The 15,255-nt window shown below is 55.3% G+C and carries 14 protein-coding genes; 11 read left to right on the top strand and 3 right to left on the bottom strand.

The window, feature by feature from the left end; translation table 11 throughout:
• Positions 1–102: 102 nt before the first annotated feature.
• From ACYQ15_RS10500 to cas2, 3 genes are read left to right on the top strand one after another with little or no spacing between them, the layout of a single operon-like run.
• Positions 103–972 (top strand): hypothetical protein, encoded by an 870-nt coding sequence (locus ACYQ15_RS10500; protein WP_459937461.1) that lies wholly within the window; start codon positions 103–105, stop codon positions 970–972.
• Between the two features lie 46 nt (positions 973–1,018).
• Positions 1,019–1,981, top strand: coding sequence for a type II CRISPR-associated endonuclease Cas1 (gene cas1, locus ACYQ15_RS10495; protein ID WP_459937460.1), 963 nt, complete (start codon positions 1,019–1,021; stop codon positions 1,979–1,981).
• Positions 1,959–2,300, top strand: a complete 342-nt coding sequence (gene cas2 / locus ACYQ15_RS10490; RefSeq protein WP_459937459.1) for a CRISPR-associated endonuclease Cas2 — start codon at positions 1,959–1,961, stop codon at positions 2,298–2,300. The genes cas1 and cas2 overlap by 23 nt, the downstream gene beginning before the upstream one ends.
• A 538-nt stretch (positions 2,301–2,838) precedes the next feature.
• Here the strand turns inward: cas2 and ACYQ15_RS10485 are convergent.
• On the bottom strand, positions 2,839–3,465 hold the full coding sequence (locus ACYQ15_RS10485) for a transporter substrate-binding domain-containing protein (protein WP_459937458.1): 627 nt from the start codon (positions 3,463–3,465) through the stop codon (positions 2,839–2,841).
• Between the two features lie 476 nt (positions 3,466–3,941).
• On the opposite strand from ACYQ15_RS10485, the gene ACYQ15_RS10480 reads away from it, so the two are divergent.
• The 5 genes from ACYQ15_RS10480 (at position 3,942) to ACYQ15_RS10460 (ending at position 10,386) form a co-directional block, all read left to right on the top strand.
• A complete protein-coding gene (locus ACYQ15_RS10480; RefSeq protein ID WP_459937457.1) occupies positions 3,942–4,217 on the top strand; it encodes a type II toxin-antitoxin system Phd/YefM family antitoxin in 276 nt (91 codons plus the stop codon).
• Positions 4,207–4,461, top strand: a complete 255-nt coding sequence (locus ACYQ15_RS10475; protein ID WP_459937456.1) for a Txe/YoeB family addiction module toxin — start codon at positions 4,207–4,209, stop codon at positions 4,459–4,461. Before ACYQ15_RS10480 ends, ACYQ15_RS10475 begins: the two co-directional genes overlap by 11 nt.
• Before the next feature lie 461 nt (positions 4,462–4,922).
• Complete coding sequence (locus ACYQ15_RS10470) at positions 4,923–7,688, top strand: DEAD/DEAH box helicase (RefSeq protein WP_459937455.1); 2,766 nt, start codon at positions 4,923–4,925, stop codon at positions 7,686–7,688.
• A 425-nt stretch (positions 7,689–8,113) separates the two neighbouring features.
• Positions 8,114–9,853, top strand: coding sequence for an IS1634 family transposase (locus ACYQ15_RS10465; RefSeq protein ID WP_459937454.1), 1,740 nt, complete (start codon positions 8,114–8,116; stop codon positions 9,851–9,853).
• Positions 9,854–9,855: 2 nt separating this feature from the next.
• Positions 9,856–10,386 carry a transposase gene (locus ACYQ15_RS10460; protein ID WP_459937453.1) on the top strand — a complete coding sequence of 177 codons (531 nt, stop codon included), beginning with the start codon at positions 9,856–9,858 and terminating at the stop codon, positions 10,384–10,386.
• Positions 10,387–10,973: 587 nt separating this feature from the next.
• Here ACYQ15_RS10460 and ACYQ15_RS10455 read toward each other — a convergent pair.
• Positions 10,974–11,153 (bottom strand): hypothetical protein, encoded by a 180-nt coding sequence (locus tag ACYQ15_RS10455; RefSeq protein ID WP_459937452.1) that lies wholly within the window; start codon positions 11,151–11,153, stop codon positions 10,974–10,976.
• Here ACYQ15_RS10455 and ACYQ15_RS10450 point away from each other — a divergent pair.
• From ACYQ15_RS10450 to ACYQ15_RS10440, 3 genes are read left to right on the top strand one after another with little or no spacing between them, the layout of a single operon-like run.
• Entirely contained in the window at positions 11,131–12,432 is a 1,302-nt protein-coding gene (locus tag ACYQ15_RS10450) for a glycosyltransferase family protein (RefSeq protein WP_459937451.1), read from the top strand. The genes ACYQ15_RS10455 and ACYQ15_RS10450 overlap by 23 nt on opposite strands.
• A gap of 50 nt (positions 12,433–12,482) precedes the next feature.
• On the top strand, positions 12,483–13,778 hold the full coding sequence (locus ACYQ15_RS10445) for a glycosyltransferase family 4 protein (protein ID WP_459939573.1): 1,296 nt from the start codon (positions 12,483–12,485) through the stop codon (positions 13,776–13,778).
• 23 nt (positions 13,779–13,801) lie between these two features.
• The gene (locus ACYQ15_RS10440; RefSeq protein WP_459937450.1) at positions 13,802–15,067 is read left to right on the top strand and encodes a glycosyltransferase family 4 protein; all 1,266 of its coding nucleotides are present in this window, start codon (positions 13,802–13,804) and stop codon (positions 15,065–15,067) included.
• Between the two features lie 41 nt (positions 15,068–15,108).
• Here the strand turns inward: ACYQ15_RS10440 and ACYQ15_RS10435 are convergent, their stop codons facing one another.
• Positions 15,109–15,249 (bottom strand): hypothetical protein, encoded by a 141-nt coding sequence (locus tag ACYQ15_RS10435; RefSeq protein WP_459937449.1) that lies wholly within the window; start codon positions 15,247–15,249, stop codon positions 15,109–15,111.
• Positions 15,250–15,255 lie beyond the last annotated feature (6 nt).

Here is a 15,255-nt window from a genome sequence, read left to right as displayed (position 1 = left end):
ACACCAATGGTGTCCGTTCCCGTAATCATCCACGGCCGCACAGCCAAAAAATGCTGTGCGGTCAATGGGTCAGTTTATCTGAGCGCTAGAGGGTTAAAATATGTGAGCGTTGAAGTGGAGGACAAAAAGGCCCTGGACGAACTGTTCATCCAGGTGAAAACATTCCGAAAAAGCACTGATTTTAAAGGGCTGCTCACTTTTATCAAAAGATTTCGCTTCTATTCCCCCTACAACGCCATGCTCATCCAGATTCAGATGCCCGGGGCCACGTTCGTGGCCACGCCGCGGGTCTGGCTGAAAAAATACAAGCGTACGGTCAAGCCCAATACCCGGCCCATCGTGATCCTGCAGACCATGGGGCCGGTGATGTTCGTGTTCGACGTCAGCGACACGGAACCGCTTCCCGGCGCTCCGGCCCTGCCCACGGAGGTGACCAACCCTTTTGACATCCCAGCCGTGGATGTCGAAGAGCCCTACATCCGGACTGTCTCCAACGCGATCCGGGACGGGGTGGAGGTGGCGACCGAGAACGCGGGCTCCCAACTGGCGGGATCCATTCTGCCCTGGGCATCGTCAGGGCAGTTGAAATTCCAGGTCCGGGTCCAGCCCAAGGAAAGCTTTGTCGATGTTCCCAAACGCTACCACCTGTCCCTCAACGCCAAAACCAACACCGCGGGCCGCTACGTCACCCTGGTCCACGAACTCGCCCACCTCTACTGCGGCCATCTGGGCAGTCCCAATGAGAAGTGGTGGCCGTCCAGAAGGGGGTTGAACCAGAACATCCGGGAATTCGAGGCCGAAACCGTGGCCCACCTCGTCTGCATCCGTAAGGGCATTGACAGCAAGTCAGACGCATACCTCTCCGGCTACCTGGAAAAAAACGACGAAATCCCGGATATCAGCCTGGACCTGGTCCTGAAAACCGCCGGACTGATCGAGCGGATGGGGCGGGAGAGGTTGAAGAAGAGGTAGGGGGCGACGAACTTGTTTTTGATATTGCGGTATCGGTGGACATCCTTTGTCGCGTCAGGGATCCGGGGCCGCGATCGTGACTGGGCGCGTGGTGGAGATCGCTCGTGACGGCCTCCATCTTTCCAAGGAACGCGGTTTTTTGGTGGTCAAGGCCCAGAAGGAGGAAGCCGGGCGCATCCCCCTGGACGACATCGGCATGGTCATTACTCATGCCCACGGCCTGACGTACAGCAACAATCTCCTGATGGCCCTGGCCGAACGCTCCGTTCCCGTGGTCTTGTGCGGCGATCGGCATACACCGGCGGCGCTGGTCTGGCCTCTGGTGACGCACCACCGCCAAACCGAGCGGCTGGAGGCCCAGGTCCGGGCTGGAGCGCCGTTGAAGAAACGCCTTTGGCAGCAGATAGTGAAGGTGAAAATCCGTTTTCAGGCCAGGGCGCTGGCGCATGCCGGGCAAGATTTATCTCCGGTGGCTCTGCTGGAGCGCAAGGTCCGCTCGGGTGATACCGGGAACTGTGAAGCCCAGGCCGCAAGGCTGTACTTTCCTCTTCTGTTCGGAGCCGACTTTCGGCGCGAACGTGCGCAGGAAGGAGTCAACGCCCTGCTCAACTATGGCTACACTGTCTTGCGGGCCATCACTGCACGTGCTGTCATGGGTGCGGGGCTGCACCCTTCCTTTCCCTTACATCATAAAAATCTGAATAATCCCATGCGGCTGGTGGACGATTTGATGGAACCGTTCCGTCCGCTGGTGGACTTGCGGGTGCTTACACTGGTTCGGCAAGGGCGAACGGAAGTGAACCCCGAAGCCAAGCGCTTTCTGTCTGCCGTGGGGGATCTGGACATGCAAGGGGAGCGAGGACGGAGTCCCATGGCGGAATGCCTGAAGGTTCTGGCTACTTCCCTGGCTCAAACCCTTCTTGGCCAACGACAAAAGTTGCTGCTGCCGCTGGATTTGGTGGCGGCGGAGTCAGAACGGGAGCGCCATGACAAGGACGACGCAACTTAGCGGATACCGGATCATGTGGATGCTGACCATGTTCGACTTGCCGGTGATCACGGACTTTGAGCGGAAGGAGGCGACACGTTTTCGTAACGTGCTTATTGAACTGGGATTCGAGAGGACGCAACTGTCCGTGTACATGCGATTCGTCGCCTCTCGTGAACAAAAAGATTCCTTGCTGAGAGCTATTCGCCGACAGCTCCCTCCGGGTGGCGAGGTCGCCATTATGTTTCTGACGGACAAGCAGTTTGAGCAGACAGTGAACTTTCACGGCGGAAAGCGTCGAAAGGTACAAGAAAAACCGGAACAGTACACCCTTTTTTAACTAGCCGCGGACGCTTTTTTTGTCTTTGAATAAAAAATAAGTCCCCAAAAACGGGGACTTATACCCGCTTCATTGTAGCGGGTGGGGAAATGGGGTCAAGCCGCAACTGGTGATCGTCGGCGTGACCAGCACCGATCTGCGGCGCAGGCATCGCGGCGAGATTGGGGGCATTACGCATTTTTGATGAGCCTCATCGTTTTAGGCCGCCTACAGGGCTGAAAAAATATCTCATTGATATCCCAGGGCGTTGCCCTGGGCTGTAGTTGTTTCGCCCTTTCAGGGCTTGATTTCAGCCCCAAAGGGGCGACATGTTAGAGCCGCCCAGGGCAGCGCCCTGGGACAACGATGGAAAAGCAGACAAGCCCTGTAAGGGCGACCTACCTCAGTGAGCGCGGTGTGTCATAAACGCGTAATACTCCCGTGGCCGCGACGTGGAGATTGCCGAACCTTACAAAGACAAGTCGCCTACGACCATTGCCGTGCGCTTGACGGACAAGGTGCCGGGGGCGAAAAAAAAGTGTGGCGAACCTGTTCGACGTCAGCCAGGTTCTGGCCTGGTTGGCCAGGCAGCGCCGGGATGTGCAGGAGCAGCTTGCCTGGAGGGAGAAAATCCCGGAGCTGCTGAAGCCACTAATGAATTGATGTGCATTTGCCCGCACATTACGGGTACGACCTTGGAGGCAAAGGAGGCCGCCAGCAGATGATCATGCATGATATCCCCTTTCTGAACCAGAACTCGGCGGCCACGCAGGTCGTCCAGGGATTTGATCGTCGAACCGTCGCGGACGAACAGGCCGGAGGAGACCATGGTATGTGGGACGGAAAAGCCGAAGGTGCGCGCGCGATCGTCGGAATAATACATCCCGGCGAGAATGTCGGCACGACCCGTTTCCAGATCATGTTTGACCGCCTGCCACGGCCCGAGGCGCAATTCAATGGGAAGGCCCAGGATATCGGCCACGGCCTGGATCAACTCGATGTTGAAGCCCGTGGGCCGGCCGTCGTCCAGGTATTCATAGGGAGGGTAGGCATGGTCCGCGCTGACGATGAGCACGGTTCTGTCAGCGGGCCAGGGTGAGGGGGAGTCACTTCCCCGGGCCGTCCAGGACCAGGGCAAAATTGCCGCGACCAAGGCAATAACCAGATAAAGTCGATTCGGCGCCATCTGATTCCCTGTTGCGGGTTGACTCGGCAGGATTATGCAACGTGTAGCACGCTTGGAAGCGTCCGTGCAAGATACAGCGACACGCGTACACTCACGATGTACAAAGCCATATTTTGATCAGCGCATTCCCCTCGGTGCATTTCAAGTCAGGCTGGTCCGGCCGTAACTACTCAGCACATGTTGCTCAATCTGCCTCCGACAATTCGGAGTCGGAATCGGAATCAGAAAAGGAATCGGAATCGATTTTGAAAACGTTGAGGAGCACATCGCAAGGCTTCGCTTTCGATACCGATACCGACGGCGATGTCAAATTCCGCCCGGCAACAGCATGCTGAATAGTTAGGTCCAGCCTTTTATTTTGCCCATTCCTATTGCAAGGGTCCAACTGATGCAGATCCTTGAACCTTGGACTGCTTGCTTGACAAAGGTACAGGATCACGTACATGTACATATTGCCGAAAAGGAGGTGAATGAGCATGGAAACGATGAGTTACACCAAATTGCGGAACAATCTTGCCAAGGTGATGGATCGTGTCGTTGAAGACCATGATACCGTCATTGTCACTCGAAACAACGAACCTGGCGTGGTCATCCTGAGTTTGGAAGACTACGAGGCTCTCCTGGAAACGGCATACCTGATGAAGTCTCCGGCCAATGCCCGGCGCATGATTGAAGCCGTGGAACAGATTCAGCAGGGAAAAACGTCCTCCCATTCATTGGCGGACATTGCCGAGTTGGCCGATGATCATTGAGTGGGCGGATCATGCCTGGGACGACATGATGTACTGGGCCGAAAACGACAAGAAAATTTTAGCTCGAATCATGAAGTTGATCGAAGGGATTCGAAAAGATCCCTTTTCCGGAATAGGAAAGCCAGAGGCACTGAAGAATAATCTTTCGGGATACTGGAGCCGTCGAATCAATTCCGAGCATCGACTGGTATATCGAATCCATGACGGGAAACTGCAGATTGTCATGGCGAGGTATCATTATTGATCTGGCCATGACTCCTTCCGAAGTAACTGCTCAAAACTTGAAGCAATCAACGAATAAATCCTGGGAGCGACACACCCCAGTGCGATAGCGGTGTAGCGCACTGGGAACCAGGTTCCGGCTGGAGCTTGGCCTCGATAGCTGGATCACGAAGCTTCGCTAAGGGGACCCTTTGCACAGGTCAACTCATCGCCTGACCTTATTGAGCAGTTGTCCGGGTCATTGATTCACGAGAAGGCCTGGGCTAAGCGTATGCGAGCCATGACCCGGCAGTTGCAAACATGCTTGGACAAGTGGCCGCATCGAGGTCAGTGCAAAAAGTCCTTTGTCTGCATTTGAGTCAAGAGCGGGTTTGCAAGTCATTGTTTTACTGACTTCCGTCCTCTGCCATCTGACCTCTGTCGTGTGCAAAAAAGACTTTTTGCACACGACTCCGCACCTCAAATTCATGATACGGAGAAAAGATGCTTGCAATCGATACGACAATGATCCGCCGTGCCGCGGATTCCACAACCATTTTCGAGCGTGGCAACAGGTTGTATGCCCAGGGGGCGTACCACATGCTCGAGGTGGACAGGGAGGCGATGCGGTTTGTCTACGAGATCGACGGAAACTACGGCGATTATGTTACGGAAATCCAGCTTGACGGAGACGGGCTGGCCAGTTCCTGCACCTGTCCTTATCCAGGTCAAGGCTGCAAGCATGTGGTGGCCGTGCTTTTCGACGTGGCCAAACGCCTGGGCAGCAATGGGCAGGTGAAGCGGGCAACAGCCGAAGCCACTGTCTCGTTGCCAGACGCGCCGATACTGGAGCCGGACGAGGGGCCTGTCGCGGACAGCCGGTTTCTGACTCCGGAGGAGCTGAAATGGCAGGTCCTGGAAGAGCGCGCCAAGCGCGCCCGGAAGGAGGACCTGGAAGCGGAGATGGGCGACATGCTTGCCGGAGAGCACGTCGTGCGCACGGCCAAGGGCCGGGCCTACACCGTTACCCTGCACGATCCGTCGGTCGGGGAGGGGCACTGCACCTGTCCCGACTATTTGAGCAATCAATTGGGAACGTGCAAACATCTGCTCTTTCTCCTGGAACAGTGCCGCGAACGATCCTTCAAGAACGGAAGTGCGGGGATTTTTCCGTTCCTGGACGTGTACTGGGATTCGCGGATCTCAGGTCCGCGTCTGTTCGGCCATCCCAAGGTCTTGAGGGCTTCAGGGCTGGAACAGACCCTTGGCGACTATTTCGACGAACAGGGCCGTTATCGTGATCCGGACGTGAGCCGTTTTCCTGTCCTGCTGGACGCCCTGAACGGGGCAAAGATCGTGCGGGTGCGCTCCGCGGTGCTGGACAAGGTCAGTGCGTTTTTCGACCGTCAGGAATTGCTGCGCATGGAGGGGCAGGACCTGCCAAGCCTGGATGGCATCAGGGCCACGCTGTACCCCTACCAGATCGAAGGCGTCCGCTATGCCCTGTACAAGAAAGCCGCGTTGATCGGGGACGAAATGGGTCTGGGCAAAACCTTGCAGGCCATTGTTCTGGGGGTTCTCAAAAAACAGGTATTCGGTTTTTCACGGATTCTGGTGGTGACCTTGGCCTCGCTTAAGGACCAGTGGAAACGGGAAGTGGAGCGCTTCACTTCGGAACGGGCCCTGGTCATCAGCGGATCGGTTTCTGAGCGACGGCGAAAGTATCTAGAAGACCGCAGCCTGTTCAAGATCAGCAACTACGAGGCTGTCCTGCGCGATGAAGACACCCTCGCCGCCTTCTCGCCGGACTTGGTGATTCTGGACGAGGCCCAGCGCATCAAGAACTTCAACACCAAGACCGCGGAAAGCATCAAGCGCGTTCCGCGTTCGCACAGCCTGGTGCTCACCGGCACGCCTCTGGAGAATCGACTGGAGGATCTCTATTCCATTGTCCAGTTTCTCGATCCGGAACTGCTCAGCCCCCTGTGGCGCTTCGCCGCGGAGCACTATCTGCTCAGCAGGGAGAAAAAGGACCATATTCTTGGCTACCGCAACCTGAACGCGCTGCACAACAAGCTCAAACCTCTGGTTCTGCGGCGGCGCAAGGAGGAGGTGCTGCGGGACCTGCCCGACCAGGTCACGAACACCTATTATGTGGATCTGCATCCCAAGCAGGCCGAGATCCACAGGGGCCTGGCCAGTCAGCTCAGCCAGTTGTTGCATAAGAAATTCCTGACCCCCATGGATGTGCGCCGGATACAGGAACTGCTATTGTGCATGCGCCGGGTGTGCGACTCCACCTACCTGTACGACCGAGAAACCCAGATTTCTCCAAAACTGGAGGAACTGCGCGACATCCTGCGGGAGGTCGTGGTCCAGACCAGCCGCAAGGTCGTCATTTTCAGCGAATGGACGGCCATGACCTATCTGATTGGAAAACAGCTCTCGGACTTGGGCATCCCGTTTGTCGAGCTCTCAGGTAAAATTGCCGTTCCCAAACGTCAAGCCTTGATCGACGAGTTCACGAACAACCCGGAATGCAGGGTTTTTCTGTCCACGGACGCCGGCGGCACAGGTCTGAACCTGCAGGCCGCGGATTGCGTGATCAATTTTGAACCGCCCTGGAACCCGGCCAAGCTCAATCAGCGCATCGGCCGGGTGAACCGGATCGGGCAGGCCAGTTCCTGCGTGAACGTGATCAACCTGGTGGTCAAAGGATCCATCGAGGAACGGATTCTGGCCGGATTGCAGCTCAAGACCGACCTGTTCAAGGGAGTCATCGACGGCCAGGGCGACCAGGTGGATTTCTCCCAGGAAAAACGTAATGAGCTTCTGAATCAGCTCCGGGAGATGCTGGGCGAGGAGCCGACGGAAATGCCCAAGACCGGGGAAAGCGTGGAACTTCCGGAAGATACCCCGCATTATCTCAATCCCGAGGTACTGGGCGACAGGGAAGAGGCGGGGGCGGTTTCGGACGAGGAGCCCATGGACGATGAGCCCATGGATGCGGCATCCGACGAAGCGAGAGATGTCGTGGCGCAGACTCCGGGACAATCAGGAGGGGCTACGGATCAAAACGATAATGTTTTGGCCGGCCAGTCGCCGGAGAAAATCGAACGGGTGCTGAACAACGGAATGGAGTTCCTCTCCGACCTCTTCGAAATGGCCACCGGTCAAAAGATGGAGCGCACGGACAAGGACAAACCGCTGATCAGCATCGACCGGTCCACTGGCGAGGTGACCATGCGTTTCAAATTGCCGGGGATGTGAAACAATGTAGGAATATGTCGGGCATCGTAGAGACAAGGCATGCCTTGTCTCTACGTGGGTTTTGTTGAATCATCGACGCACAGAATGATGCCATGTTGTTTTTCTGAGTAGGAAATTTGTAAATCCGTGAGAAACCATTCCAATTGTAGAGACAAGGCATGCCTTGTCTCTACGGATGCGATTTGAACCACAATGGACAGATTTCGAAATAAATATCGTATCCCATCAACCAGGTTGCAAAACTGGGACTACGGGGCTGATGGGTTTTATTTCGTTACCATTTGTACAAAAAATCGTGCATGCTTTTTTGGAGATGTCGTTCAAGGCAAAATGCAATTATCTCACATCGGGATTCTGGCAGATGTGTTACTCACCATTCGCGTAATCTGATTCCAATTGTTTTAATTTCTTGTTAAAATTGGAGGATGAACAACACAACTCCGACAATTACCAGTGAACGAGTGGACGACCTTCCTCTTCTGATAGAATTTATCACCAGAATGGGGGTCCGAGAGATCTTTGACCAACATATTCCACGGCACTGGCTTCACGAAGGGTTGAGCTGTGGATGGATGGCCGTGATATGGCTTGCCCATATCATCTCTCAAGGGGATCATCGAAAGCTGACCGTTCGTGATTGGGTCAGCAACACTCATGATGCATTGGAAAGAATTACCGGGCTGAGTATCCGCGAAACGGATTTTACTGATGACAGGCTGACAATTCTTTTGAGGAACCTGAGTGATATTGAAACTTGGCAAAAGATTGAGACGGATTTGGGTAGCAGGACGATTGCTGTCTACAAACTCGATCAGCAGGTTGTGCGTTTGGATGCTACCACTTTTTCCGGTTACCATGAAATCACGGCGAACGGGCTCTTTCAGTTCGGTAACAGCAAGGATGATCCATCGCTTCCACAGATAAAAGTAATGGCGGCGACATTGGACCCATTGGGACTTCCTCTGGTCACTCTTGCGGTATCCGGAGAGCATGCCGACGACCCGTTGTATATTCCGGCCATTGACAGAGCTATGGCGATGTTGACTGAGAAAGGTTTGTTGTTCGTGGGGGACTGCAAAATGTCGGCTTTGGCGACACGCGTCCACGTAGCTCTTGGAGGGAATCACTATTTGAGTCCACTGGCATTGGTCGGAGAAACGGCCGAACAGATGCCGAATTGGATCAAGCAGGGGCTGGAAGTTGATAGGAAGCTGGAACACGTCTATGGGCATAAACTTGATAAGGACGGCAAGCCTTGCCTGCTCTGCAAAGGCTATGAATTTACTCGAACCTGCTCGTCTGATGTTGCTGGAAACACCTTCACCTGGAACGAACGAGTCCTGTTGGCATGCTCCGTGAGCCACGCCCGAACCTTGCAAGAGGGGCTGGAAAAACGACTTCAAGAGGCGCAAATCAAGTTGAGAGCACTGACCCCGGCTCCTGGTCGCGGAAAACGCCAGATCAAAGAGGAAACTCAATTCGAACAGGCAGTGGGAGCCATACTCGACAAATACAAAGTGCGAGGTCTGCTTGATTGCCGATCTGAACGTCAGGAGAAGGAATTGGTTCGTAATAAAGGGCGTGGCAGAAGCGGAACGAATCGAGAACAGATAGTAATCAAGCAGGTCAGATATCAGGTGGTTTCGGTTGATCGTCGGGAAGACGCCATCGAGGAGTTGAAGCGGACGTTGGGGTGGAAAGCATTTGTTACCAGCGAATCCGCAGAAAAATTGAGCTTTGAAGCCGCGATGCTGAGCTATCGAAAAGAGTGGACGATCGAGAGAGGGTTTCATCGACTCAAAGGCTCGCCTTTGTCTCTGAGACCTTTCTTCGTTATGCGCGATGATCAGGTAATGGGCTTGAATTATTTGATGAGCATAGCGTTGCGAGTTTTGACTCTGTTCGAGTTCGTCGTCAGCCGGGAACTGAAGCGAAACAACGAAAAACTTGCCGGTTTGCATCAGGAGAATCCAAAGAAAATGACTGACACGCCGACGACTGAAAGGCTGCTTCAGGCGTTCTCGCATGTTACTTTGACGATAGGAATCGTTGCTGGCCATAAATTTCGTCATGTCAGTCCACTTTCTCAGTTGCAAACAAAAATCTTAACCCTCTTGGGAATAAGCGATAGTATCTACTACGACCTGGAGCATAATTCCGCATAGTCATGAGGGATAACGCGAATGGTGAGGTGTTATGGTACGAAATAAAACATCACGCAGATAATGTCGAATTGGATGCATTTGTTGTCATGCCGAACCATATTCATGGCATTTTGATTTGGACGGGCAACGACAACGATATATATAATAAAAATCATAAATCAAATCAGTCGATTGAATCCGTCGTAGAGACAAGGCATGCCTTGTCTCTACAGGGCCGATCGCAACCACAATCCCAGTCGCAACCACAATTCTCGCCACGACCCCAAATTCAGTCACCAGCCCAACCGTCGTCGCAATGCCGTGGCCAGAATCGGTTTCAAAATCAGGGAAAAAACACGCTGTCATCCATTGTCGGTTCATATAAAGCGGCTGTCACCAGGCATGCACGTCGTCTAGGTTTTGATTTTGCGTGGCAAGCACGTTTTTATGATCACATCATCCGGGATGCCGATTCCTATCAGAAAATCCAGGGCTACATCCGCGACAATCCGGTGAATTGGCAGGCGGATACGTTGTACGTGGAACAAATGTAGAGACAAGGCATGCCTTGTCTCTACGATACGACAATCCAATCTCACCGACCGTCATCGTCACCGTCCTCCTGATCTTTCAGCCACGACAAATTCCTTGGTTCGGCAAAATTCCCGGCGCGGTTCTGATCTAGCAGAACATCATTCACGTTTGATTGGCAGACAGATTTGCTGTTTGCGGCACGAACGTAGAGACAAGGCATGCCTTGTCTCTACGATACGACAATCCAATCTCACCGACCGTCATCGTCATCGTCCTCCTGATTTTTCAGCCAGCACAAATTCCTGGTTCGGCAAAATTCCCGGCGCGGTTCTGATCTAGCAGAACATCATTCACGTTTGATTGGCAGGCGGATATGCTGTGTGCGGCACGAATGTAGAGACAAGGCATGCCTTGTCTCTACGATGCGACAATCCAATCTCACACCGTCACCTATCCTCCTGACCCCTTCAATCACCTACAAATATCTGGTCCGGCAAAATTTGATGTGGTTCTGATCTTGCAAAACACCCTTCACGTCATAGCCGAGCCCTGAATTATCCTGACCTTTTCGTAATTATTCCGGAATTATCAGATTGCTGTGTTTCGCTTATGCCTTGGATTCATGGCGAATCTGCTCCTGGTCGGGCATGAGGATGATCCGCCGTTCCGGGGCATGCCGCGCAATGGCGCCTGGCAAATGGAAGTGATTGTTGCGCTGCGAACCAGATTCCACCTCAATTCTGCCTGCCGATGCGGGAGCGCCGATGAGCGAAACTACGTTCAACATCCTGATGTACTCCCACGACACCTATGGCCTGGGACATATCCGTCGCACCATGGCCATTGCCGCCGCTTTGCAGGAAAAAGGCGTCAACGTGCTTATCCTGACCGGTTCACCCATTGCCGGTCGCTATTCCTTTCCCACAGGCATCGATTTCGTGCGCATGCCCGGAATGATCAAGCAGAGCAATACCGTCTATCTTCCTCATTCCATTCGCGTCGATCCTCGGCACGCCATCCACATCCGCCGTTCCATCATCGAGGCTACTGCCAAGGCCTTTGATCCGCACATCTTCATTGTGGACAAGGTTCCGCTGGGCTTGAAGGGCGAGATATCGCCCACCCTGGACTGGTTCAGGCGGAAGCGTCCAAGGTCCAAGGTGATTCTTGGATTGCGGGACATCCTGGACGATGCGCGGTCCACGCGTTCCGAATGGGAGGAAAAAGGCTATACCGACATTCTGGACAAATTGTATGACGAGATCTGGATTTACGGACAACAGGATCTCTACGATCCCATCGCTGAATACGCCATTCCCGACAATATCGCCGCCAAGACAACATTTATGGGCTATATTCCACGGCTGACGCCATCCTGCCTGAACGGATCCGGGAACGGCGTCCGGCAGGGTCGCAAGCAACAGGTGCTCGTGACCATCGGAGGCGGGGGGGACGGGTACGCGGTCCTGGAAAACTGGCTGGACATGCTCGAGCATTGGCCGGAACCGCCTTTTTCAACCCTGATGATTACAGGACCTTTTTTGTCGAGCGACCGGCGCGACCACCTCGCGGAGCGAGCCAAGCGCCTGGGGGTTCGCTTCGCCGGTTTCTGCAAGAATCTGGAAAAGAAGATCGCCTGCTCGGATCTGGTGGTATCCATGGGGGGATACAATACGGTCTGCGAGATCCTGTCCCTGAACAAGCCGTCGCTGCTGATACCCAGGAACAGCCCGCGCATGGAGCAGCAGATCAGGGCCATGGTCATGAACAAGCGCGGTCTTGTAGAGTATATTCCCTGGGATGCCGTCACTCCGGAATTGTTGCGCACGAAGACGGAGGCTCTGCTTGAGCACCCGCAGAGCTACGTCGATGCGGTGAAGGCCTTTTCCATGACCGGCCTGGAGAAAATGCGCGCTCGGGTGGCGGAGTTTCGCCGTGAGGCAGGACGCGGGAAAACGACATCGGCTCCATTGTCCTTCACCGCAAGCGCCTCCAGACGCATTGATGCGGTTTATCGGGACGTCCAGGAACTGAAGGCGAGATGGGCGAGCAAACAGTCAACATAGTTGGCAGTGCGGCTCCGCGAAGGCGGGAGATCAAGTCCAGTTCCAATCTCATGCCGGTCCTGGGAATGGTCCTCAAGGGCTATCCCCGCATTTCCGAGACCTTCATCTCCAACGAAATCCGGCTGCTGGAGGAACTCGGCTTTCGGATCCATATTTTTTCCATGCGCCGGCCCAGGGAAGGATTCAGCCATGCCTCGGTCAAACAGATCCGGGCACCAGTGACGTATCTGCCGGAAAGTTTGTTCTGGGGTCTTGGCCGACTGGCGAAAGCGAATGTCCGGCTTTTCCGGACTGACGTGCAAGCCTATCGTCGTGGGACCGGTCTGATGCGTTCCCGCTACTCCGGAACGCCCAAGAAACACACGTGGCTGAAGCATTTTCTGCAGGCCGGCTTCCTGGTCCAGAAAATGCGTACAGATCCGGATGCCGGCCAAATCGAGCACATCCATGCTCATTTCGCGCACACGCCCAGTTCTGTGGCCCTGTACGCGGCGGCCATGGCCGGATTGCCCTTCAGCTTCACCGCCCATGCCAAGGATATCTATACCCAGGCTCCGGAACGGCTTCGGGAAAAGATGCGCCTTGCCCGCTTCGTGGTCACCTGCACGGAATACAACCGCCGCCATCTGGAGAACCTGAAAGCGGCATCCAGTGGCAAGGAGACCGTAAGCACGCCGGTGCATACAGTCTATCACGGGATCGACCTGTCCCTGTTCGCGGACTCGGGCGGTTGTGCCCGGGCGAAGCCGCCCTATTCCCTGCTGACGGTGGCCAGACTCGTGGAGAAGAAGGGGCTGCCCACGATCCTCGAAGCCCTGCGCCTGCTTCGGGAGAAAGGGCTGGATTTCGTCCACACATTGGTGGGCAGCGGCAGCGATAAAGGCAAAATTGAAAAACTGATCCGGGATCTGGGACTCGACGAGAGGATCCGTATGACCGGCACCATCTCCCACGAGGACGTGATCGGGCTTTACCGGAAAGCCGACCTGTTCGTGCTGGGCTGCAGGGAAGCCCGCAACGGTGACCGGGACGGCATTCCCAACGTGGTGGCCGAGGCTATGGCCATGGGTGTGCCCGTGGCGGCCACGGAGATCTCCGGCGTGCCCGAGCTCGTGGAGCATGAAAGGACGGGACTGCTCGCGCCCTGCGACAATTCCGTCGCCTTGGCCGCGAACATGGAGCGGTTGCTCACGGATCAGGCTTTGCGCGCCAGGATCATTCCCGCGGCAAGATCCAAGGTCGAGGAAGTTTTCGACAACAGGATTCTGGCCCGCAGGCTGGCTGACATCCACCTGCACCATTCCGGAGGTGGAACCTGGCGAGATCATCGGACTCGTGACTTCTGAACGAAAACAACAGGTATTTTTTCATGCGCATCCTGCTCAACACGCCGTTCAAGCCGCTGGATCATGATCGTCTTTCAGGCGACGTGACCATTGCCCGTGATCTGTATGATTATTTGACCCGGCGCGGCCATCAGGTCCGGATCTGTCCGTATTTGCCAATGGAGTGGATCTTCTGGAAACCGTGGCTCTGGCCCGATCTGGTTCGTCTGCTCAGGAAGGCGACTGCCTTGGCGGATGATTTTCAGGCCCAGATGGTTCTGACCTATCACAGCTACTACAAGGCGCCGGATCTGCTCGGACCGTACATGCGCCGCCGCGGCACGCCCTATTGCATCTTTTCCGGAGCCTACGCGGCCAAACGGGCAGCACAATTGAAAACCTGGCCCGGTTATCGGTTGAACAAGCATGCCTTGATGGCGGCTGATCACATTTTTGCCAACAAGAGTTCGGATTACCGTGCCTTGAGACAACTCCTGCCGGACGGGGCCTCTACGTTTCTGCGCCAGGGGCTGCCCGTCGAGCGATTCAGGTTCAATCCGCGGGCACGGGAGGAGTATCGCCGTGTTTGGCTCGATTCGGGAGCAGACGGCGAGAAGAGGCCGGTTCTGATGACCGCGGCGGTGCTGCGGCCGGGAGTCAAGGCCGAGGGGGTGGCCTGGGTAATCCGCTGCGCCGCCGAACTGCGCAATCATGGACTGCGTCCCCTGCTGGTGGTGGCGGGCGACGGGCCGGAACGGGGAGGACTGGAGGAACTGGCGAGGAGGATTTTGCCCGGCGGGGTACGCTTCCTGGGACTGGTGGAGCGGGATCGGCTCATGGACGTGTTCAGCGCCGGCGATGTCTTCGCGTTTCCGGGGATCAATGAGGGCTTGGGAATGGTTTACCTGGAAGCCCAATCCTGCGGTCTGCCCGTTGTGGCCACCAGCCACGCCGGGGCCAGGGACGTGGTCCGGCATGAACGCTCAGGTTTTCTGGTTCCACACTTGTATATGGAGGCGTTCGCCACTGCCTGCGCCAAGCTGTGCGCCGACCACGTCCTGCGGCGGAAGATGGGCCAGAACGCTGCCCGTTTCGTGCGTGAAGAACATGATATCGATGTCAACTACCAACTGATGGAGTCGGTCCTGGAGCGAATTGTGGATCAAAACAGGGTGGACTGGCCCGCACTCAATCTGTCCTGGCAGACCGTAGCAAGTGAGAACTTTCCTGAACAAAGTGAGGGCGGGGCAGGCCGCTTTGTTCAGGACTCGAAGGACGCCAAGAAGGATCTATGTCTTCCACGGCAATGACGCGGAGGTGACAAGGCTTAACGCCTGTCGAAAAAATGATTTCACCCCTTGGGGTGAGGCAACCTTTTGGAAAGCAGCTTTTTCCCTGCTTTCCAAAAATGTTTCTTGGCGAACTTGGCGACTTGAGCGAAGCGGGCGGTTCCCATTCTCTTAATCGCTTCGCCAGGAAAGTCGATAATCAAGACATC

Source organism: Desulfonatronum parangueonense (assembly GCF_054656975.1).
The sequence above is the reverse complement of the archived record's forward strand: the minus strand, read 5'-3'. Positions and strand labels throughout refer to the sequence as shown.

What these genes read in the sequence shown, in the direction of transcription:
- cas2 (WP_459937459.1), top strand. Translation starts at nt 1,959, where the DNA reads ATGACAAGGACGACGCAACTTAGCGGATACCGGATCATGTGGATGCTG.
- ACYQ15_RS10475 (WP_459937456.1), top strand. Translation starts at nt 4,207, where the DNA reads ATGATCATTGAGTGGGCGGATCATGCCTGGGACGACATGATGTACTGG.
- ACYQ15_RS10460 (WP_459937453.1), top strand. Translation starts at nt 9,856, where the DNA reads ATGAGGGATAACGCGAATGGTGAGGTGTTATGGTACGAAATAAAACAT.
- ACYQ15_RS10450 (WP_459937451.1), top strand. Translation starts at nt 11,131, where the DNA reads ATGAGCGAAACTACGTTCAACATCCTGATGTACTCCCACGACACCTAT.
- ACYQ15_RS10470 (WP_459937455.1), top strand. Translation starts at nt 4,923, where the DNA reads ATGCTTGCAATCGATACGACAATGATCCGCCGTGCCGCGGATTCCACA.
- ACYQ15_RS10485 (WP_459937458.1), bottom strand. Translation starts at nt 3,465, where the DNA reads ATGGCGCCGAATCGACTTTATCTGGTTATTGCCTTGGTCGCGGCAATT.
- ACYQ15_RS10445 (WP_459939573.1), top strand. Translation starts at nt 12,483, where the DNA reads ATGCCGGTCCTGGGAATGGTCCTCAAGGGCTATCCCCGCATTTCCGAG.
- ACYQ15_RS10465 (WP_459937454.1), top strand. Translation starts at nt 8,114, where the DNA reads ATGAACAACACAACTCCGACAATTACCAGTGAACGAGTGGACGACCTT.
- ACYQ15_RS10455 (WP_459937452.1), bottom strand. Translation starts at nt 11,153, where the DNA reads ATGTTGAACGTAGTTTCGCTCATCGGCGCTCCCGCATCGGCAGGCAGA.
- ACYQ15_RS10480 (WP_459937457.1), top strand. Translation starts at nt 3,942, where the DNA reads ATGGAAACGATGAGTTACACCAAATTGCGGAACAATCTTGCCAAGGTG.
- ACYQ15_RS10440 (WP_459937450.1), top strand. Translation starts at nt 13,802, where the DNA reads ATGCGCATCCTGCTCAACACGCCGTTCAAGCCGCTGGATCATGATCGT.